The organism is Sphingomonas sp. Leaf32, assembly GCF_001421765.1.
Classification (GTDB): Bacteria; Pseudomonadota; Alphaproteobacteria; order Sphingomonadales; family Sphingomonadaceae; genus Sphingomonas.
In genome coordinates this window covers 204,477-223,318 of sequence record NZ_LMLA01000010.1, presented here as the reverse complement: position 1 = coordinate 223,318, position 18,842 = coordinate 204,477, and the positions used below count along the sequence as shown (strand labels likewise).

Genomic DNA, 18,842 nt, shown 5'->3' with positions numbered 1-18,842 from the left:
GCCCCGGCTCAAGCCTGCCTCCAAAAGGCAGCCTTGAATCAACCATATCGCAGCGCGTCAACGTCTGCGGCGTCTCCCGCCGGATCAGGCCGCTTGCCGAGCCTGCTCCTATTGTTTCAGAAGAGCCCACAGGTRGGCAGGGCGAGTATCTATGCTGCTACGAGACGACGATGAGCAMGAAGTACCACTGGAATGGCGCGCCATTTTTGAACAGATCGTCGAGGCTTTCCTGCGCAATGACCTTGGACTTTCGAATTACCCGGTAAGCCACGTGGAATCTATCCACCTCCACGCCCAATTGCGGGACGCGCCAGAGGCACGCCTCGAGGTCCAGTCGGTGCACGTCCCGTAGAAACAGGCGTGCTGATTTTGTCCACGCCGCCTAACCTAAATCCTCCCCGCTCCGGAGGGAGGGAGCAGAACGGATGCGTTCCCTGACATCCTCCCCGGTACGGGGAGGGGGACCATCCGAAGGATGGTGGAGGGGGGCTTCCCCCATCGCAACGGCGGTGGAACCGGCCAACCCCTCCACCACCGGCTGCGTCGGCGGTCCCCAGCGTAGGGGAGGATTACAGAATGAACACCACCATCTACCACAACCCGCGCTGTTCCAAGTCCCGCGCCGCTCTCGCGCTCCTGACGGAAGCCGGCGCCGACGTCACAGTGGTCGACTATCTCAAGACCCCACTAACCTGCGCCCAACTGGCCGCACTGTTCGAACGCGCCAACCTCACCCCCCGCGACGCCCTGCGCACGAGCGAAACCGAGGCCAAACCGTTGAAAGATGCCGACGACGCGAGCGTCCTCGCCGCGATGGCCGAGCACCCGATCCTGATCGAGCGACCCATCGTCGAAACGGCGAAAGGCGTCGTGATCGCTCGCCCGCCGGAGCGCGTCCACGAAGTCCTGTAACCACCGCGCCGCGCCGTCACACCGGACTTGATCCGGGGTCCCGCATCTTCTTCGACAGTCACGGCACATCGAGACGGTGCAGGATGGAAAGGCGCACCTTGGCGCCCTTCGTCATTCCCGCGAAGGCGGGAATCCATACGCGCAACCGTAACGCCTTTAGTTGAAACGTCAGCGTCTATGGGTCCCCGCCTGCGCGGGGACGACGAGACAAGGGGTTCCCAACTCCCTTTCCTACAGGCCCCAACCCTGCCAGCCTCGCCCTCCGCTCTTTCCCATCGTCCGCCCGCGCACGCCCCCCACTCACACCCGCAAACGCGCCACAAACAGCGCGCGAGTGTGAACTTCGTGAACTTTGGCCCGCGCAAACCCCTCCGCCCGACCGCAAGCGCTTGGAACTGCAACGATAGGATGCCATGGCTGCGACATGGTCCGTCATACCCCTCCGCTCGAACCCGGTCGCAACTGCTGGCGGATCGAACGCGCCACGCGCGCGACCGTGCTGGTCGATGCCGATAATTACTTCACCCACGCCCGCGACGCGATGTTGAAGGCCAGGAAACAGATCCTGCTGATCGGCTGGGACTTCGACGCGCGCATCCGGTTCAAGACCGATGCGGACAGCGAAGGCCCGGAAAAGGTCGGCGAATTCATAACTTGGCTGGTGCGTCGCACGCCGGGGCTGCAGGTCCATATCCTGCGCTGGGATACCGGCGCGATCAAGACGCTGTTCCACGGCCGGACCCTCGTCCGCATCGCCAAGTGGATCGCCGATCCGCAGGTCCATATGCGGCTCGACACGCACCATCCAGTCGCCGGATCGCATCATCAGAAGGTCGTGGTGATCGACGACGACGTGGCGTTCTGCGGCGGGATCGACATGACCGTCGACCGCTGGGACACCCGCGAGCATCTCGATAACGATCCCCGCCGGGTCGAACCCGACGGCACGCCGTACCAGCCGTGGCACGACGTCACGACCGCGCTCGAAGGGCCGGTGGCCGCCGCGCTGGGCGACATGTGTCGCCAGCGCTGGGCGATTTCGGGCGGCGACACCCTGCCCGCGCCGACCGGCGCCGGCGGCTGCTGGCCGACCGGGCTGGACGCCGACTTCACCGAGATCGACGTCGCCATCGCCCGTACGATCCCGGAAATGACCGATCAGGAACCGGTGCACGAGATCGAAACGCTCTATCTTGACCTGATCGCCCGCGCCGAACGCTTCTTTTATGCCGAGAGCCAGTATTTCGCCTCGCGCAAGGTCGCCGAGGCGATCGCCAAGCGGCTGGACGAAGCGGACGGTCCCGAGATCGTGATCGTCAACCCGACTACCGCCGAGGGCTGGCTCGAACCGGTCGCGATGGATTCGGCCCGCGCACGGCTGTTCCAGGCGCTGAAGGAACGCGACCGCCACGACCGGCTGCGCATCTATCACCCGTTCACCACCGGCGGCACGCCGATCTACGTCCATGCCAAGGTGACGGTGATCGACGACCAGCTGCTGCGCGTCGGTTCGTCCAACTTCAACAACCGCTCGCTGCGCCTCGATACCGAATGCGACGTGACCATCGATGCGACGCGCCACGCCAATGCCGACGAACGCCGCACGATCGCGGGCATCCGCGACTCGCTGCTCGCCGAACATCTCGGCACCGATTGCGAGACGATCGAAGCGACGCTGGCGCGCACCGACTCGCTGATCGCCACGATCGAGGAACTGCGGGGCGAAGGCCGCTCGCTGCGTCCCTATGAAATCCCCGATCTCAGTGCCGTCACCGAATGGCTGGCCGACAACAAAATCCTCGATCCCGAAGGCCCCGGCGAGATGTTCGAGGGGCTGGCGCAGCGCACCCCGTTGCTGAAAAAGTTGAAGAAGCACCGCCCCCACCTCCACCGCGCCGACGACACGCTGTCGCCGGTGATGACGGCGGTCGCGGTCGGCGGCACCGTTGCCGGCGGCACGCTATTGGGTATGATGCTGTGGCAGGCGTGGAAGAAGCGTCAGGACTGAACCAATCCTTGCGGGGGAGAACAGTCAGATGTTCTGGGTTCTGGCCGGGTGGGCATGGGGGATCGCCCTGCTGTCGCTGGCAGCTCTGCGCTACCCAATTCCGACGAGTTTGCGGCAGGCGGCAGGCCATGTCGGCCTCGCTCTGCTGGTTCTGGCGGCATGGCGCTGGTGGATCGGCGCGTGGTCAGCCGACGTGGACGCCGCCTTCTTCATCATGTTGGGCGGACTGTTCTGCGACGACTTGATTACCAAAATCGGAGAACGACGCGCCACCGCAATGCAGCAGGAAGCGGAATGAACATCGAAGCGGGGACCGACACCGGCCCCCGCCCCGCCACCGAACTTAGTTGCTGTCCGAGTTGTCGTCAGTAGCGATGATGACGCCACCGGCAACGATCGCCGCTGCGAGCAGTGCGAAGACGATGCCGCCGCCAGCCAGCTTCTGGCCACCCTTGGTCGGGGCGGTCGCGCGGACCGACTTCGCGACCGACAGCGCCGACGCGTTCTGGGCGGCATTGGCGGCGACCGGAGCAGCGGCCAGCGTGGTCGCGGCGATCGCCGTCAGAAACTTCGAAACCATGTACATTCTCCCTTGCTCGGCATCACGCCATGCTACGCCGAGTCCGGCGATGCGGACCACCGACGCCCGACGTGCCGAACAGTTCCCATGCGGAAAGAGGATTTCGTAGCGTTATAAACGGTTTCACCCATATTTGTTCCGCGACTGTACCAATTTTGCAACGCAACATTGCCGGACTGTTACGTTGCGCGGGGCAACAAACCGGCTGGCACCGTCCGCGCGTGCGCGCTAGGAGGCACGCCCATGACCCAGATCACGCCCGAGATCGTCGCCGAACACGGCCTGAGCCCCGAAGAATATCAGCGCGTCCTGCACGCGATGGGGCGCGAGCCCAACCTGACCGAGCTTGGCATCTTCTCCGTCATGTGGTCCGAGCATTGCAGCTATAAATCCAGCCGCATCCACCTCAAGAAGCTGCCGACCACCGGGCGCCAGGTCATCTGCGGGCCGGGCGAGAATGCGGGCGTCATCGACATTGGTGACGGGCAGGCGGCGATCTTCAAGATGGAGAGCCACAACCACCCGTCCTATATCGAACCCTATCAGGGCGCGGCGACGGGCGTCGGCGGCATCCTGCGCGACGTGTTCACTATGGGCGCGCGGCCGATCGCGAACCTCAACGCGCTGCGCTTCGGCCGACCCGATCACCCGAAGATGCGCCACCTGATTTCTGGCGTGGTCCACGGAATCGGCGGATACGGCAATTGCGTCGGCGTGCCGACCGTCGGCGGGGAAGTGAATTTCCATCCGGCCTATGACGGCAACATCTTGGTCAACGCGATGACCGTCGGCATCGCCGATCAGGACAAGATTTTCTATTCCGCCGCGTCGGGCGTCGGCAATCCGATCGTCTATGTCGGCTCCAAGACCGGCCGCGACGGCATCCACGGCGCGACCATGGCCTCGGCCGATTTCGGCGAGGATACCGAGGAAAAGCGCCCGACGGTGCAGGTCGGCGACCCCTTCACCGAAAAGCTGCTGATCGAGGCCTGCCTCGAACTGATGGCCTCGGACGCGATCGTCGCGATTCAGGACATGGGCGCCGCCGGCCTCACCTCCTCCTCGGTCGAAATGGCGTCGAAGGGCGGGGTCGGCATCGAACTCGTCATGGACGACGTGCCGCAGCGCGAACACGGCATGACCCCGTATGAAATGATGCTGTCGGAAAGCCAGGAGCGGATGCTCATGGTGCTGAAGCCCGGCCGCGAGGATTTCGCCCGCGCGATCTTCGACAAGTGGGAGCTGGACTTCGCGGTCATCGGCCATGTCACCGACACCGGCCGCATGGTGCTGAAGTGGCAGGGTGATGTGGTGGCCGACATTCCGCTGGCACCGCTCGCCGACGATGCCCCGCTCTATGACCGGCCGCACGTCCCGACGCCGAAGCCCGCCGAACTGGCGAATGTCCCCGCCTGCACTGACCCGTCAGCCGACCTGCTGACGCTGATGGGATCGCCCGACATCGCGTCGCGTCGCTGGATCTGGGAGCAGTATGACCACATGGTCGGCGCCGATACGGTGCAGCGCCCCGGTGGCGACGCGGCGGTGGTGCGGGTCCATGGGACGCAGAAGGCGCTGGCGATGACCACCGACTGCACCCCGCGCTACTGCTTCGCCGATCCGGTCGAAGGCGGGAAACAGGCCATTGCAGAGGCATATCGTAACCTGACCGCGGTCGGCGCGACGCCGCTGGCGGTCACCAACTGCCTGAACTTCGCCAATCCGCAGCGGCCGGAGATCATGGGCCAGATCGTCGGTTGCCTGGAGGGGATGAGCGAGGCGTGCCGCGCACTCGACTTCCCGATCGTCTCGGGCAACGTCTCGCTCTACAATGAATCGAAGGCGACCGGCGGCGGTTCGGCGATCCTGCCGACCCCGGCGATCGGCGGCGTCGGCCTGCTGGCGAACTGGGAAAAGTCGGCGACGATCGCGTTCAAACAGACCGGCGACATCATCTTGCGCGTCGGTGACCGCACCGGCTCGCTCGGCCAGTCGCTGTGGCTGCGCGAAGTCCATGGCCGCGAAGAAGGTCCGCCGCCGCCGGTCGATCTCGACGCCGAACGCAGCACCGGCGGCTATATCCGCCAGGCGATCCTGTCGGGCAAGATCACCGCCTGCCACGATGTGTCGGACGGCGGCGTCGCGGTGACGGTCGCCGAAATGGCGCTGGCCGGGAATGTCGGCGCGATCCTCGACCGCAAGCTGCCGTTCGACGACATCGCCCGGTCGCTGTTTGCCGAGGACCAGGGCGTCTACATCGTCACCGTCCACGACCATGCCCTGCTCGAATTCCTGCAGGGCGCGGAAAAGGCCGGGGTCGATGCCGAACCGATCGGCCGCACCATCGGCAGCCGGATCATCTTCGAACTGACCGATGGCGACTTCGCTGTTTCGCTCGACGATCTGCGCACGGCACATGAAGGCTTCTTCCCCGCGCTGATGAACGCCGACGCGGCGCTCGCCTGAGACGGCTTTCCCCTGCCCGCGCGATCGGGCAGGGGATGTCGATGATCGCCCCCCACCCCGCCGCCGACCGCATCGTCACGCTCGACGTGGTGCGCGGCGTCGCGGTGATGGGCATCCTGTTCGTCAATATCCTCAGCTTCGCGCTGCCCGACGTCGCGCGGCTCAGCCCTTATGCATGGGGCATCACCGGCCCCGCCGACCTCTGGGCCTATTTCGCGACGATGATCGCGTTCGACGGCAAGATGCGCGGGCTGTTCTCCTTCCTGTTCGGCGCATCGCTGTTGCTGGTCGTCGACCGCGCCGAAGCAGCGGGCGCGGACCCGGCGGCGGTGCATTACCGGCGGATGGGCTGGCTGTTCGTCCTCGGCCTCGCCCATGCCGCGCTGTTGTGGTCGGGCGACATCCTGATGCATTACGCGCTGGTCGGCAGCGTCGCCTACGCCTTCCGCCACAGCTCGGTGCGACGGATGATCGCGTGCGGCGTTGCGCTGGCGGCGATCGAATGGCTGTTGCTGGCCGCGATCGCGCTATCGTTCGTCGCGATGCAGAGCGCCGATACGCCGTCGGCCGCGCAGGGGCTGCGCGATTTCGAGAACGGCTTCGGCATCCCCACCCCGGCCGTGCTGGCGCAGGAAATCGCGCTGTTCCGGGGCGGCTATGCCGGCATCCTGCACCATAATGGGGTCGAGCTGGCGACTACCCTGTACAATACGGTGTTCATCGGGTTCGAAACCCTGGCGTACATGCTGTTCGGCATGGCGGCGCTGCGCAGCGGGATGCTGACCGGCACATGGCCCCCCGCCCGACTATGGCGGTGGGCGATCGGCGGGATCGGGATCGGCGTTGCGGGCTACACCCTGCTTGCGGCGTGGATGCTGTCCCGCGGCATTGATGCGCGGTCGGTCATTCTGGGTGCCTTCGCCATGCCACCGCCGCTCCGTGCGGTGATGATCCCCGGCTATGCGGCCCTGATCCTGCTGATCGCCCGCCGAGGGGGCGGCATCGCCGCCCGCTGCGCCGCCGTCGGACAAATGGCGCTCAGCAACTATCTGGCGACCACCATCGTCATGTGTTTCGTCTTTTACGGCTGGGGTCTGGGCCAGTTCGGCACCTGGTCGCGCGCCACCCTGTATCTGCCGGTATTAGCGATGGGCGCCGTGATGCTGTTCTGGTCGTCGCCGTGGCTCGCCCGCTATCGCTACGGCCCGTTCGAATGGCTGTGGCGGTCGTTGGCCCGGTGGCAGGTGCAACCGCTTCGCAGGCGCTGACTAGGGCGTTTCGTGCGAATCATCCGCAACAGTTCTTGCGAACGAGTTTCACTACCATTATACGTCGATCCACCGGAGCGAGGGTCGAACATGGTCGTATGCGTCTGTAATGCCATTCGGGAACGCGATGTCCGCGAGGCTGCGCGCGGCGGGGCCAGCAGTGCCTGCCAGGCGTACCGGGCGCTGGGCTGTCAGGCGAAATGCGGCCAGTGCGTCCCGTTCGCGCGAGCCATTATCGATGCGGAGCGCGCGGCTGCGTAGCGTTCGCACCTACCGAAACCCACGGATTTCCGCCACTTTTCATCTGTCGTTACGCGCGCAAACCGCGTATGGGCCGTCCATCATCATAAAAGGACGAACGACGTGAAGGGCGATGCAAAGGTCATCGAGTTCCTCAATGAGGCGCTCAGGAACGAGTTGACAGCGGTCAACCAATATTGGCTGCACTATCGCCTGCTCGACCATTGGGGTGTCCACAAGCTGGCCCAGTTCGAGCGTCACGAATCGATCGACGAGATGAAGCACGCCGACCGGCTGGCGGAGCGCATCCTGTTTCTCGACGGCCTGCCCAATTTCCAGCTGCTCGGCCGCCTGCGCGTCGGCGAGACGGTCGAAGAGGTGCTGAAGGCCGATCTGGCGATCGAGGTCGAGGCCGTGGCGCAACTGCGCGAGGCCGTCGCCTATTGCGAGAGCATTCGTGACTTCGTCAGCCGCGACCTGTTCGCCGAAATCCTGTCGAACGAGGAAGAGCATGTCGACACGCTCGAAACCCAGTTCGAAATGATCGAGCGGATGGGCATCCAGAATTACGTCCAGCTGAATTCGGTCGCCGAGCTGGACAAGCACAGCTGACCATTGCTGCGACCGGCCGCCCCCGCGCGGTCGGTCGCAACCGGCATTACAACGCGACCGGCCGCTTGCCGAACCCCGTCGGACGGCGCACCGCCAGCGGGTTGGTATCGCGGTCGAGCATGGCCAGGGTCGCCTCGAACGTCGGGCGCAGCCGGGCGATATGCTCCAGCGCCTCGGTCGGCACGTCGCGGGTTTCGACGCACTTGCGGGCGATCACCTCGATCCCCTCGGCCAGATCGGCCAGCGTTTCCGCGCCGAACTGACGCGATTCGCCCTTCAGCGTATGCGCGGGCAGCACCATCATCGTCGCGTTCTGATCGCGCATCGCCGCTTCGATCGCGCGCACCGATTTGATGCCGTCTTCCCGAAAATATCCCAGAATCCGGACGAAATTCCCGCCCAGCTCGACGCGCGCCGCGGCCAGCACTCGCTGATCGATCAACCCATCGTTCATTCCTGCCGCCCCCCGTCCTTCGAACCCACGCCGCGTCCGGCGCCATCCCCGGGACTCTATCGTGGGCCCGGTAAACAAGGTGTTTAAGGCGAAGGGGCGGAACAGGATTTCAGTTGAGCAACAGACCCGCCAGCGCCGCCGACATCAGGTTCGCGAGGCTGCCCGCGACCAGCGCGCGGATGCCCAGCTTCGCGATCATCGGCCGCTGGTTCGGCGCCAGGCTGCCGGTCACCGCCATCTGGATGGCGATCGACGAGAAATTGGCGAAACCGCACAGCGCGAAGGTGATGATCGCGACCGTCCGCGTCGACAGCTGCGCACCCGCCTCCCCCAGCGAGATATAGGCGACGAATTCGTTCAGCACGACCTTCTGCCCGAACAGGCCACCGGCGATCCCCGCCTCGTTCCACGGCACGTTGAGCAGATACATCACCGGCGCGAAAACATAGCCGAGCAGCCGCTGGAAGCTGAGGTCGGCGACCCCGAACCAGTTGCCGATGCCGCCGAGCAGCCCGTTGGCCAGTGCCACCAGCGCCACGAACGCCAGCACCATCGCGCCGACGGCAACGGCCAGCTTCACGCCGGTTTGCGCCCCCTGGGCGGCCGCCATGATGATATTGGCCGGGCGTTCCTCGTCATGCGTCGCCTCGGCCAGCGCAATCGCCTCCGCTTCCCGGTCGTCGCCCAGCGGCAGCTCGCCCGCCGGCGGTTCGGGCGTGTCGGGCATGATGATCTTGGCCATCAATATGCCGCCCGGCGCCGCCATGAAGCTGGCGGCAAGGAGGAAATCGATGCGGATGCCCATCGACGCATAGGCGGCGAGGATCGTCCCCGCCACGCCCGCCATGCCGCTGGTCATCACCGTGAACAGCTGCGCCGGGGTGAGGCCCGCCAGATAGGGGCGGATCACCAAGGGCGATTCACTCTGCCCGACGAAGATGTTGGCGGCGGCGCACAGCGATTCGACCTTGCTGACGCCGATCACCTTTTCGATGCCGCCGCCGATCCAGCGCACCACCAGCTGCATGATACCCAGATAATAGAGGATCGACACGAGCGACGCGAAGAAGATGATGACCGGCAGCGCGGCGATGGCGAAGCTCTGCCCGCCGATCTCCGGCCGGGCGAGCGGGCCGAACAGGAACGACGTGCCGGCATTGGCATAGGCCAGCAGATTGGCGACCCCGCCCGACAGGAAGCCCAGCACGCCCTTGCCCCACGGCGTGTACAGCACCAGCACGGCGATGCCGACCTGCAGCGCGAATGCCGCGCCCACCACGCGCAACCGGATGGCGCGGCGGTTGGTCGACAATGCGACGGCAATCCCCAGAATCACGATGATGCCGGCGATGCCGATCAGAAAACGAGTCATGTTAGACGCTTACCCTGCCCCGCCGCCCGCCCCGGACGGCCCAAACCGTCGTGACATGCCATGCCGCCGCCCGCGACGCCAGCGCGACAAACGCTTTTGCCATCGCGGGTTTTCGGGACTAGCAAGGGCCATGACGACACCCCCACCGCCTGCGCCCGCGACGATCACCATGCCGCGCGCGCTGTTCATCTTCTCGATCTTCTATGGCGGGATGGTCTGCATCGCCGGTGTGCTGGGCAACAAACAGGTCGCGATCGGCCCGCTGGCGGTCGAGGCGGGCATCTTTGCCTTCCTGCTGCTGGTCGTGGTGTCGAGCGCGGTCGCCGAACTCTATGGCGCTCTCCGCGCCAAGCATCTGGTGTGGTTCGGGTTCCTGCCGCTGCTGGCGTCGATGCTGCTGGTCGCGATCGTCCTCGAACTGCCTGCTGCGAAAAGCATGGAGGCCGATCGCCTCGCCGCCTTCGACCTGGTGATGCGCTCCAACCTACGCATCTGGATGGCGGGCATCGTCGCCTACGGCGTGTCGCAGACGTTGAACGTCACCATCTTCGGCTGGTTGAAGCGCGGCGAAGGCAAGCTGCTATGGCTACGCGCCGCCGTCTCCAGCGTGCTGTCGCAGATCGTCGACACGCTGATCTTCATCACCGTCGCCTTCTACGGCGTGTTCCCGATCGGGCAGCTCGTCGTCGGGCAGATGCTGGCGAAGGTCACGCTGTCGATCGTGCTGGTCCCGCCGCTGATCTACGCATTCGTCGGGCTGGGGCGGCGGCTGGATCGGGTGCGGTAGGAAGGATTCGGTTTCACGCGAAGGCGCGGAGAGAAGGAAGGAAGTTTTGGTTCGCGCAGAGGCGCAGAGAACGCAGAGGAGTTGTGAAGCCTGCGATTACACCTTGTCCGGCGAAGCCCCTGATTTCACGGCGGCGAAGATGAAGTGCCGCTGTCGCGACGGGCGCATCCCCTCTGCTTTCTCTGCGCCTCTGCGCGATCAAACCCTTCTCTTCTCTCCGCGCCTCCGTGCCTTCGCGTGAACCAGCTTCTTCCTTCCGATCCCCGACCCCGCTAAAGCGCGCACCCATGACCCACGCTCCCGATCCGAAGATGCTCGCCAAGGCGGAAACGCTGACCGAGGCGCTGCCCTATCTGCAACGCTATGCCGGTCGCACCTTCGTGGTGAAATATGGCGGGCACGCGATGGGCGATCCCGAACTGGCGCGCGATTTCGCCGAGGATGTCGTGCTGCTGAAGCAGGTCGGCATCAATCCGGTCGTGGTCCATGGCGGCGGGCCGCAGATCGGCGCGATGCTCAAGCGGCTGGGCGTCGAATCGCGCTTCGTCGATGGCCTGCGCGTCACCGACGCCGCCACCGCAGAGGTCGCGGAAATGGTGCTGGCGGGCAAGATCAACAAGGAAATCGTGGCGTGGATCGCGCAGGCCGGCGGCAAGGCGGTCGGCATTTCGGGCAAGGACGCGCGCCTCGTCATCGCCGAAAAGGTCGGCCGCAGCGAACCCGACCGGGCGCAGGGGATCGAGCGTCATGTCGATCTGGGCTTCGTCGGCACGCCGGTCGCGGTCGACCCGACGATCCTCCACAGCCTCGCGCGCGACGGCTTCATTCCCGTCGTCGCACCGGTCGCGCTGGGCGCCGATGGCGAGACCTACAACATCAACGCCGACACCATGGCCGGGTCGATCGCCGGCGCGATGGGCGCGTCGCGCTTCTTCCTGCTGACCGATGTCGCGGGCGTGCTCGACAAGACCGGCGAGCTGCTGACCGACCTCGACGCTGCCCGCATCGCCGAGCTGAAGGCCGATGGCACGATCAAGGGCGGCATGATCCCGAAGGTCGAGACCTGCGTGTCGGCGGTGGCGCAGGGGGTGGACGCGGCGGTCATTCTCGATGGCCGCGTGCCGCACGCCATGTTGCTCGAAATCTTCACCGAACAGGGCGCCGGCACGCTCGTGCACGCCTGAGGGTTGGAGACGGCGGGCAGCGTCCCTATAGTCGCTGCCTGTTGCACGAAAGGCTGATGCGTTGAACGTCTTGCTCGATATCATTCAGGTGCTGCTGAACGTCCTGTGGTGGATCATCATCGTACAGGCGCTCCTGTCGATCCTGATCGCGTTCAACGTCATCAACACCCATAACGATTTCATCCGATCGCTCTATCGCGGGCTGATGGTGGTGACGGAGCCGGTGTACCGCCCGATCCGGCGCATCCTGCCCGACTTCGGCGCGCTCGATTTCGCGCCGTTCGTCGTGCTGGTGCTGATCGGCATCCTGCAGGGGATTATCCTCCCCGCCATTTATCGCGCGACGGTGGCGACGTTCATTTAAGCCTTTGACGGGCTGACAAAGACGTCCTCGATCGTCAGCTCGAACAATTCGGCAATGCGAAAGGCGAGTGGTAGGGACGGGTCGTAGCGGCCCGTTTCGATCGCGTTGACGCTCTGGCGCGATACTTCCAGCTGCTCGGCGAGATGCTGTTGCGACCAGCCGCGTGTCGCGCGCAGTGCGCGAAGGTGATTATCCATCCGCCCGCTCCCGCGCTTGCAACAGGCCGCGTACGCAGGCGGCGACGCCCTGTAGCCCGAACCACAGGATCGCGACATAATAATTCTTGATCGATCCGACGAGGCCGAACCCTTCGAGGAAACCCCAGGCGGTAGTGATCGAGAGCGTCGCGCCGGTAACGATCAACAGGTCGTGGACCATCTGCGCACGAAGATATTCGTCGCGCATCTCGACCAGCAATTTGCCGATCACGACGAAGACCAGCGCGATCGGCACCGCCGGCAATATTGCGGCGATATAGGCCATCACCCCGGTCGGCGGGGCGTAGCGGAACCACAGATTCACTCCCACCAACGCGACACAGTACAGGGTCATCACGCTCACCAAGCGGACGGTGTAGCGTTTGATTTCAGGCGGCATAGACATGCAAGCATCCTCCATAAATTGTGAAGGACGCTTTACATGACAAGCTCGCTTTACGTCAAGTACCCTTTACCTGGTAGGCTCTGGCTCCGGTCCCGAATAATCGTAGAAGCCGCGCTTGACCTTGCGACCGTACCAGCCGGCCTCGACATACTTCACCAGCAGCGGTGCGGGCCGGAACTTGGGGTCGCCGGTCCCTTCGAACAGGACGCGGGTGATTTCCAGACAGGTGTCCAGCCCGATGAAGTCGGCCAGGGTGAACGGTCCCATCGGATGGTTGAGGCCCAGCTGGCACGCCGCATCGATGTCGGGGATCGTCGCCACCCCCTCACCCAGCGCGAAGCACGCCTCGTTCAGCATCGGCATCAGCACGCGGTTGACGATGAAGCCCGGTGCGTCGTTGGCATGGACGATCCGCTTGTTCAGGCTCTGCCCGAACGCCTCGACCGCAGCGACCGTCGCGTCGCTGGTGGCAAGGCCGCGGATCAGCTCGATCAGGCCCATGACCGGGACCGGATTGAAAAAGTGCACGCCCATGAACCGCGCCGGATCGGGTGCGGCCTGCGCCAGCCGGGTGATCGGGATGGACGAGGTATTGCTGGCGAGAATCGCGGTATCGGACAGCGCCTTGCCGACGGTTTCGAAAATCTGCCGCTTGATCGCCTCCCGCTCGGTCGCCGCCTCGATCACCAGATCGCAGGGACCCATCGCCGCAAGGTCGCCGATCGGGGTGATCCGCCCAAGCGCCGCATCGGCGTCGGCCTGGGTGATCTTCTCCTTCGACACCGCCCGCGCGAGTTGCTTGGCGATGCCGTCCTTACCGCCCTGCGCGCGCTCGACCGACACGTCGGACAGCAGCACGGCATAGCCGGCCTGCGCCGATACCTGCGCGATGCCCGCCCCCATCTGGCCCGCGCCGATCACGCCAATCGTCTTCATCGTTCGTCCTCTCGATAGCTGCCGTTTCCCGGCTCGAACGCGGCAATAGCGGCTTTCGATCACGCGCGCATACCGGTATCGCACGCCCATGCACCGTATCCTGCCCCTTGCCCTGCCGCTTGCACTGTTCGCCTGCAACGAAGCGTCGCCGGAGCCGGACGGACGGACGGCCACACCGGTTCCCACGCCTGGCGCCAACCCGGTGCCGACCACCGATACCGGCACGGTACCGCACCCGACCTCCCTGCGCCGCTTCGGCGACTGGGTGGCGGGATGCGACAATGGCGCGAGCTGCCAGGCGGGATCGCTGGCACCGGAAGAGGGCGACCCGCCCGCGCTGATGCTGTCGGTCGAACGCGCCGCCGGGCCGGAGGGCGGGATCGTGATGCGGCTGCGCGGTTCGTCGCTGCCCGCACTGCCGCTGACCGCCGCCATCGATGGCGACGCGGTGGCGCGGGGCGGCACGACGCGCGACGATGCGGTCGAACTGACAGGCGCGCCCGCATTGGCACTGGCCGAACGCATGGCGCAGGGGCATGTGCTGACCATCACCGATGCAGCAGGCGCCGCCGCCGCGACGCTGTCGTTGCAGGGCGTGGCGGCGGCGCTCCGCTGGATCGATGCCGAACAGGGACGGGCCGGCACGACCGGCGCGCTCGTCGCCAAGGGGACCGGTGCCGCCACCCGGCCCGCGCCATCGCTGCCGGTGGTGCGCGCACCGGCCATCCGGGGCGAATCGGCGCTGCTCGACCCGCTCCTCATCACCCGGATGCGGCAGCAGGCGGCGTGCGAAGGCGACGATCTGCCACCGGCAACCACCAAGCCGCTGGGCGGCGGGCGGACGCTGGCAATCGTGCCCTGCTCGCTTGGCGCCTATAATCTGTTGTCGGCGCTGTTCGTGGTCGAACAGGGCGCGGCGAAGCTCGCTGCGTTCGACACCGCACCGGGCGGCGATTCGGGCAGCGAAACGCCGCTCGCGTTCAACGCCGCGTTCGAGGACGGCATCCTCGACACCAATGCTCTGGGCCGGGGGCTGGGCGATTGCGGCGTGCGACAGCGTTATGCGTGGGACGGCACGCGCTTTCGCCTGATCGAGCAGCGGCAGATGGACGATTGTCGCGGCAATGCGGACTTCATCCGCACCTGGACCGCACGGCTGATCCGATAGACCAGCGGGCCGTCGCGTCAGCGGCGGCGCAGCACCGCCACGACCGGATAATGGTCGGACGGGAACACATCGCCCTTGCGGGTGCTGATCGTGGTGACGGAGACCGGCGTAAAGCCCCGGACGAAGATCCAGTCGATCCGCCGGTCGGGCTTGCCGGTAAAGCCGTGGAACGTCGCCTCCGGTCCGCTACGCTTTGCCGTCGCGGTCCACGCATCGGTCAGGTCCTGCGCCAGACGGCGGTGGGTCGGGCTGTCGGGGACGGTATTGAAATCGCCGGTCAGGACGACGGACAGGTCGCCGGCGATCCCCGGAATGCGCGCCGCCAGCAGCGCCGCTCCCTTTTCCCGCGCCGCTTCATCCCCGGCACGGTAGGGCAGATGCGTGTTGAACAGCGCGAACCGCTTGCCATCGCGTTCGCGGAAAATGGCCCAGGTCACCATGCGCGGATAGGGGTGGCCCCAAGTGATGCTCCCCGGCACCTCTGGCGTGTCCGACAGCCAGAAATTGCCCCAGCGCTCCACCTGCAACCGGTCGGCGCGGTAGAAGACGCCCATATGTTCGTCCTCGGCGCGACCGGTACCGCTGCGCCCGACGCCAATCCAACGATAGCGCGGCAGACGGGCGACCAGATCGTCGCCCTGCGCGCGGAACAGTTCCTGCGTGCCGATGACGTCGGGATTTGCCCGCCGGATCGTCGCGGCGGTCAGATCGCGGCGCAATTCCCACCGGTTCGCGCCGTCCCCCTCGGCGAGCAGGCGGATGTTGAGGCTCATCACCGTCAGGTCGCGGGCCGTTGCCGGCACCGCCGCCGCCAGTGCCGCTATCATCAATAGCAGACGGATCACGGGGCGATCGGCAGCTTCTGCGCTTCGGCCAGGATCACGCAGAACGCGCCGTCGTCGCCGCACCATTGCTGCCTGGGCGTCCACCCGCCATTGCGCAGCAACAGCCGTGCATCGCGGTCGCCATATTTATGGCTGTTCTCGGTATGGATCGTCTCACGCGCCCGCATCGCGAACCGGCGGCCGTCCACCGTGAAGTCGACAGCACGGGTCGCGCGCAAGTGCATCTCGATCCGCGCCGCATCGTCGTTCCAGCGTGCTTCATGGACAAAGGCGTCGACCGGCACCGTGCCCGTCAGTTCGCGATTGATCCGGTCGAGCAGGTTCAGGTTGAACGCCGCCGTGACCCCAGCCGCGTCGTCATAGGCCGCGACCAGCGTGCTCCGGTCCTTGATCCGGTCGATACCGATCAGCAGCATCGCCCCCTCGCCCAGCCAGTCGCGCATCGCGCGCAGCAAGGTACCAGCGGCCAGCGGCTCCATGTTCCCGATCGTCGATCCGGGGAAGAAACCCAGCTTCGGCATGTCCGCCACTTCCACGGGCAGCGGCACCGGATGCATGAAGTCCGCCTCGACCGGCAGCACGGGCAACCCCGGAAACTGGCCGGCCAGAACGGCCGAGGACGACCGCAGGAAATCGCCCGAAATGTCGATCGGAACATAGGCGGCCGGTTCGATGCAGTTCAGCAGGATCGGCGTCTTGACCGACGATCCCGATCCGAACTCGACCACCGCCACGCCTTCGCCGACCGCGCCGACCAGTTCGGGGCAGATCGTCTTCAGGATCGCGGTTTCGGCGCGGGTCGGATAATATTCGGGAAGGGCGGTGATGTCCTCGAACAGCTCCGACCCCTTGCGGTCATAGAACCAGCGGGCCGGAATCGCCTTTTGCGGCAAGGCCAGCCCTGCCAGCACATCGGCGCGGAACGCGGGGTCGGCGCGGGTCGCCATCGGCACATCGTCGCTGCGCAGCATCAAAGGTCCTTTGCAAGCCGGACGCCGGTGAACTGCCAGCGTTGATGGGGGTAGAAGAAATTGCGGTAGCTGGCGCGCGCATGTCCGCGCGGCGTGGCGCAGGATGAACCGCGCAGCACGAACTGCCCGCTCATGAACTTGCCGTTATATTCGCCGACCGCACCCTCGACCGTGCGGAAGCCGGGATAGGGGCGGTACGCGCTGCCGGTCCATTGCCAGACATCGCCGAAGAATGCCGGTCCCGACGCCGCCGGGCGCGGTTCGGCCGCATGGGCGTGGTCCAGCTGGTTGCCGCCCGACGGATCATGCGCGGCTGCAGCGACTTCCCATTCGAACTCGGTCGGCAGGCGCACACCGGCCCAGCTGGCATAGGCGTCAGCCTCGAAGAAGCTGACATGCGTCACCGGCGCGGCGGGATCGATCGCACGGCGCCCGTCCAGACCGAAGCGGGTCCACACGTCACCGTCCCGTTCCCAATAGAGCGGCGCATGGATGCCGTTCGCCTGCACCCATGCCCAGCCATCGGCCAGCCACAGCCGCGCGTCGCGATAGCCGCCATCGGCGATGAACGCCGCCCACTCGCCATTGGTGACGGTCCGGTCGGCAATGGCATGGGGGTGGAGCAGCACGTCGTGGCGCGGCCCCTCGCAATCGAAGGCGAAATCCTGCCCGGCATGGCCGACCTGCGCGATGCCGCCGGGATGCTCGATCCAGCCGACCGGCGGCGGGACCGCGACCGGGCGCTTCGGCTCGGGCGCGAACATCGCCGGCTCCAGCGGATTTTCGCTGAAATGGTGGAGGATGTCGGTCAGCAGCAGTTCCTGATGCTGCTCCTCATGATTGCAGCCCAGCGCCACCAGTGCCTGCGCATCCGGCGAAAGCGCGGGCAGCGCGGCGAGCAGCGCCGCATCGACCGCCGCGCGATAGGCGCGTACTTCGTCGAGGCTGGGGCGGGTAATCATGCCCCGCCGGCCCCGAGCATGGCGACGGCCCTCGGCCTCGTAATAGCTATTGAACAGGAACGGGAAGCGTTCGTCGTGCAGGGTATAACCCGGCACATGGTCGCGCAGGACGAAGGTTTCGAAGAACCAGGTCGTGTGCGCCAGATGCCATTTCGCCGGTGACGCATCGTCCATCGACTGGACCGTGGCATCGGCGTCCGACAGCGGCCGGGCCAGCGCGTCGGTCAACGAGCGGACGGCATGGTAGCGATGGGCGAGCGGGTGGTCGGACCGGTCGGCCGGTGTCGCTCGCATGATCGTCGCTCTCCTAGGGAGCCGGACGCTCCCCGCCCGGCACCCATAAAACGTCTCCACCGCCGCTTTTGTTCACAAGCCGCGCAAAAACGAACAGAAAATCCGACAGCCGGTTGATGTAGGCGAGCAGATGCGGGTTGAGCGCCGCATCGTGCGACGCCGCCACCGCCGACCGTTCCGCCCGCCGCACGATGGCCCGCGCAAGGTGCAGCGCGGCCGCCGCCGCCGACCCGCCGGGCAGGATGAAGCTGGTGAGCGGCGACAGGGAGGCATTGGCGCGATCGATCGCGTTCTCCAGTGCGGTCACCTGTTCGGGCACGATCCGCAGCGCACCGTCGATCGCGCCCGGCGTGGCGAGATCCGCGCCCAGGTCGAACAGGTCGTTCTGGATCGTCAGCAGCGTCGCGGTGTCCGGATGCGCGCCCAGTGCGGCGATGGCGACGCCCAGCGCCGAATTGGCCTCGTCGACATCGCCGATCGCCTGCATCACGGCGGCGTCCTTCGCCACGCGCGATCCGTCGACCAGCCCGGTGGTCCCGCCGTCCCCGGTGCGGGTGTAGATTTTCGTCAGCTTGACCATGGCAGGCTCAGGTGCGTCCGGCCATGAACAGCAGCAGGACGACGATCAGGATCGCGATCGCCTGAAACAGCACGCGCGCCTGCATCATCTTGTTCGATTTCAGCGCATGTTCGCTCGGCCCCTCGCCCCGCACCTCGGCGGTTCCCTGTGCCAGGAACGACACGATGCCGCGCACCAGCGCGACGACGACCGCGATCATGGCGGCGATCAGCAACAGGACCAGGAAGGTGTTCATC

Annotated in this window: 22 protein-coding genes; 11 read left to right on the top strand and 11 right to left on the bottom strand. The window is 66.0% G+C overall.

Annotated features, from left to right (window positions below; translation table 11 throughout):
* The first annotated feature begins 576 nt into the window (after positions 1-576).
* The 3 genes from arsC to ASE83_RS14825 all read left to right on the top strand — a co-directional run bounded on the left by arsC (position 577) and on the right by ASE83_RS14825 (position 3,218).
* Positions 577-912: an arsenate reductase (glutaredoxin) gene (gene arsC / locus ASE83_RS14835; protein WP_055791835.1), complete on the top strand. Its 336-nt coding sequence runs from the start codon at positions 577-579 to the stop codon at positions 910-912.
* A 424-nt stretch (positions 913-1,336) separates the two neighbouring features.
* Positions 1,337-2,920, top strand: coding sequence for a phospholipase D-like domain-containing protein (locus ASE83_RS14830; RefSeq protein WP_055791832.1), 1,584 nt, complete (start codon positions 1,337-1,339; stop codon positions 2,918-2,920).
* A gap of 28 nt (positions 2,921-2,948) precedes the next feature.
* Positions 2,949-3,218 (top strand): hypothetical protein, encoded by a 270-nt coding sequence (locus ASE83_RS14825; protein WP_055791829.1) that lies wholly within the window; start codon positions 2,949-2,951, stop codon positions 3,216-3,218.
* A 45-nt stretch (positions 3,219-3,263) separates the two neighbouring features.
* Here the strand turns inward: ASE83_RS14825 and ASE83_RS14820 are convergent, their stop codons facing one another.
* The gene (locus ASE83_RS14820) at positions 3,264-3,500 is read right to left on the bottom strand and encodes a hypothetical protein (RefSeq protein ID WP_200921908.1); all 237 of its coding nucleotides are present in this window, start codon (positions 3,498-3,500) and stop codon (positions 3,264-3,266) included.
* Between the two features lie 243 nt (positions 3,501-3,743).
* Here ASE83_RS14820 and purL point away from each other — a divergent pair, with 243 nt between their 5' ends.
* From purL to bfr, 4 genes are all read left to right on the top strand, one after another.
* Positions 3,744-5,966, top strand: a complete 2,223-nt coding sequence (gene purL, locus ASE83_RS14815) for a phosphoribosylformylglycinamidine synthase subunit PurL (RefSeq protein WP_055791821.1) — start codon at positions 3,744-3,746, stop codon at positions 5,964-5,966.
* Positions 5,967-6,007: 41 nt separating this feature from the next.
* The gene (locus ASE83_RS14810) at positions 6,008-7,234 is read left to right on the top strand and encodes a DUF418 domain-containing protein (RefSeq protein WP_055791915.1); all 1,227 of its coding nucleotides are present in this window, start codon (positions 6,008-6,010) and stop codon (positions 7,232-7,234) included.
* A gap of 90 nt (positions 7,235-7,324) precedes the next feature.
* On the top strand, positions 7,325-7,495 hold the full coding sequence (locus tag ASE83_RS18255) for a (2Fe-2S)-binding protein (protein WP_082443370.1): 171 nt from the start codon (positions 7,325-7,327) through the stop codon (positions 7,493-7,495).
* Positions 7,496-7,597: 102 nt separating this feature from the next.
* Entirely contained in the window at positions 7,598-8,086 is a 489-nt protein-coding gene (gene bfr / locus ASE83_RS14805; RefSeq protein WP_055791816.1) for a bacterioferritin, read from the top strand.
* 46 nt (positions 8,087-8,132) lie between these two features.
* Here the strand turns inward: bfr and ASE83_RS14800 are convergent, their stop codons facing one another.
* Complete coding sequence (locus ASE83_RS14800; RefSeq protein WP_055791814.1) at positions 8,133-8,540, bottom strand: Hpt domain-containing protein; 408 nt, start codon at positions 8,538-8,540, stop codon at positions 8,133-8,135.
* Between the two features lie 109 nt (positions 8,541-8,649).
* Positions 8,650-9,912, bottom strand: a complete 1,263-nt coding sequence (locus ASE83_RS14795) for a NupC/NupG family nucleoside CNT transporter (protein ID WP_055791811.1) — start codon at positions 9,910-9,912, stop codon at positions 8,650-8,652.
* A 130-nt stretch (positions 9,913-10,042) separates the two neighbouring features.
* Between ASE83_RS14795 and ASE83_RS14790 the strand changes: the two genes are divergently transcribed.
* The 3 genes from ASE83_RS14790 to ASE83_RS14780 all read left to right on the top strand — a co-directional run bounded on the left by ASE83_RS14790 (position 10,043) and on the right by ASE83_RS14780 (position 12,247).
* Positions 10,043-10,699, top strand: coding sequence for a queuosine precursor transporter (locus ASE83_RS14790; RefSeq protein ID WP_055791808.1), 657 nt, complete (start codon positions 10,043-10,045; stop codon positions 10,697-10,699).
* 287 nt (positions 10,700-10,986) lie between these two features.
* Entirely contained in the window at positions 10,987-11,883 is an 897-nt protein-coding gene (argB, locus tag ASE83_RS14785) for an acetylglutamate kinase (RefSeq protein WP_055791806.1), read from the top strand.
* Positions 11,884-11,944: 61 nt separating this feature from the next.
* A complete protein-coding gene (locus ASE83_RS14780) occupies positions 11,945-12,247 on the top strand; it encodes a YggT family protein (protein WP_055791803.1) in 303 nt (100 codons plus the stop codon).
* On the opposite strand, the gene ASE83_RS14775 is transcribed toward ASE83_RS14780, so the two are convergent.
* The 3 genes from ASE83_RS14775 to ASE83_RS14765 all read right to left on the bottom strand — a co-directional run bounded on the left by ASE83_RS14775 (position 12,244) and on the right by ASE83_RS14765 (position 13,786).
* Positions 12,244-12,444: a helix-turn-helix transcriptional regulator gene (locus tag ASE83_RS14775; RefSeq protein ID WP_055791800.1), complete on the bottom strand. Its 201-nt coding sequence runs from the start codon at positions 12,442-12,444 to the stop codon at positions 12,244-12,246. The two genes, ASE83_RS14780 and ASE83_RS14775, sit on opposite strands and share 4 nt — an antisense overlap.
* Complete coding sequence (locus tag ASE83_RS14770) at positions 12,437-12,850, bottom strand: hypothetical protein (RefSeq protein WP_156353209.1); 414 nt, start codon at positions 12,848-12,850, stop codon at positions 12,437-12,439. The genes ASE83_RS14775 and ASE83_RS14770 overlap by 8 nt, the downstream gene beginning before the upstream one ends.
* A gap of 66 nt (positions 12,851-12,916) precedes the next feature.
* Positions 12,917-13,786 carry a 3-hydroxyacyl-CoA dehydrogenase NAD-binding domain-containing protein gene (locus ASE83_RS14765; RefSeq protein ID WP_055791794.1) on the bottom strand — a complete coding sequence of 290 codons (870 nt, stop codon included), beginning with the start codon at positions 13,784-13,786 and terminating at the stop codon, positions 12,917-12,919.
* An 88-nt stretch (positions 13,787-13,874) separates the two neighbouring features.
* Here ASE83_RS14765 and ASE83_RS14760 point away from each other — a divergent pair, with 88 nt between their 5' ends.
* On the top strand, positions 13,875-14,954 hold the full coding sequence (locus ASE83_RS14760) for a DUF1176 domain-containing protein (protein ID WP_055791791.1): 1,080 nt from the start codon (positions 13,875-13,877) through the stop codon (positions 14,952-14,954).
* A 17-nt stretch (positions 14,955-14,971) separates the two neighbouring features.
* On the opposite strand, the gene ASE83_RS14755 is transcribed toward ASE83_RS14760, so the two are convergent.
* From ASE83_RS14755 to ASE83_RS14735, 5 genes are read right to left on the bottom strand one after another with little or no spacing between them, the layout of a single operon-like run.
* Complete coding sequence (locus ASE83_RS14755) at positions 14,972-15,799, bottom strand: endonuclease/exonuclease/phosphatase family protein (protein ID WP_235513260.1); 828 nt, start codon at positions 15,797-15,799, stop codon at positions 14,972-14,974.
* Positions 15,796-16,770, bottom strand: a complete 975-nt coding sequence (egtD, locus tag ASE83_RS14750; RefSeq protein ID WP_055791788.1) for an L-histidine N(alpha)-methyltransferase — start codon at positions 16,768-16,770, stop codon at positions 15,796-15,798. The genes ASE83_RS14755 and egtD overlap by 4 nt, the downstream gene beginning before the upstream one ends.
* Positions 16,770-18,026 (bottom strand): ergothioneine biosynthesis protein EgtB, encoded by a 1,257-nt coding sequence (gene egtB / locus ASE83_RS14745; protein WP_055791784.1) that lies wholly within the window; start codon positions 18,024-18,026, stop codon positions 16,770-16,772. Before egtB ends, egtD begins: the two co-directional genes overlap by 1 nt.
* A 13-nt stretch (positions 18,027-18,039) precedes the next feature.
* Positions 18,040-18,606 carry a cob(I)yrinic acid a,c-diamide adenosyltransferase gene (locus ASE83_RS14740; RefSeq protein WP_055791781.1) on the bottom strand — a complete coding sequence of 189 codons (567 nt, stop codon included), beginning with the start codon at positions 18,604-18,606 and terminating at the stop codon, positions 18,040-18,042.
* Positions 18,607-18,613: 7 nt separating this feature from the next.
* Positions 18,614-18,841 (bottom strand): twin transmembrane helix small protein, encoded by a 228-nt coding sequence (locus ASE83_RS14735; protein ID WP_055791776.1) that lies wholly within the window; start codon positions 18,839-18,841, stop codon positions 18,614-18,616.
* Position 18,842 lies beyond the last annotated feature (1 nt).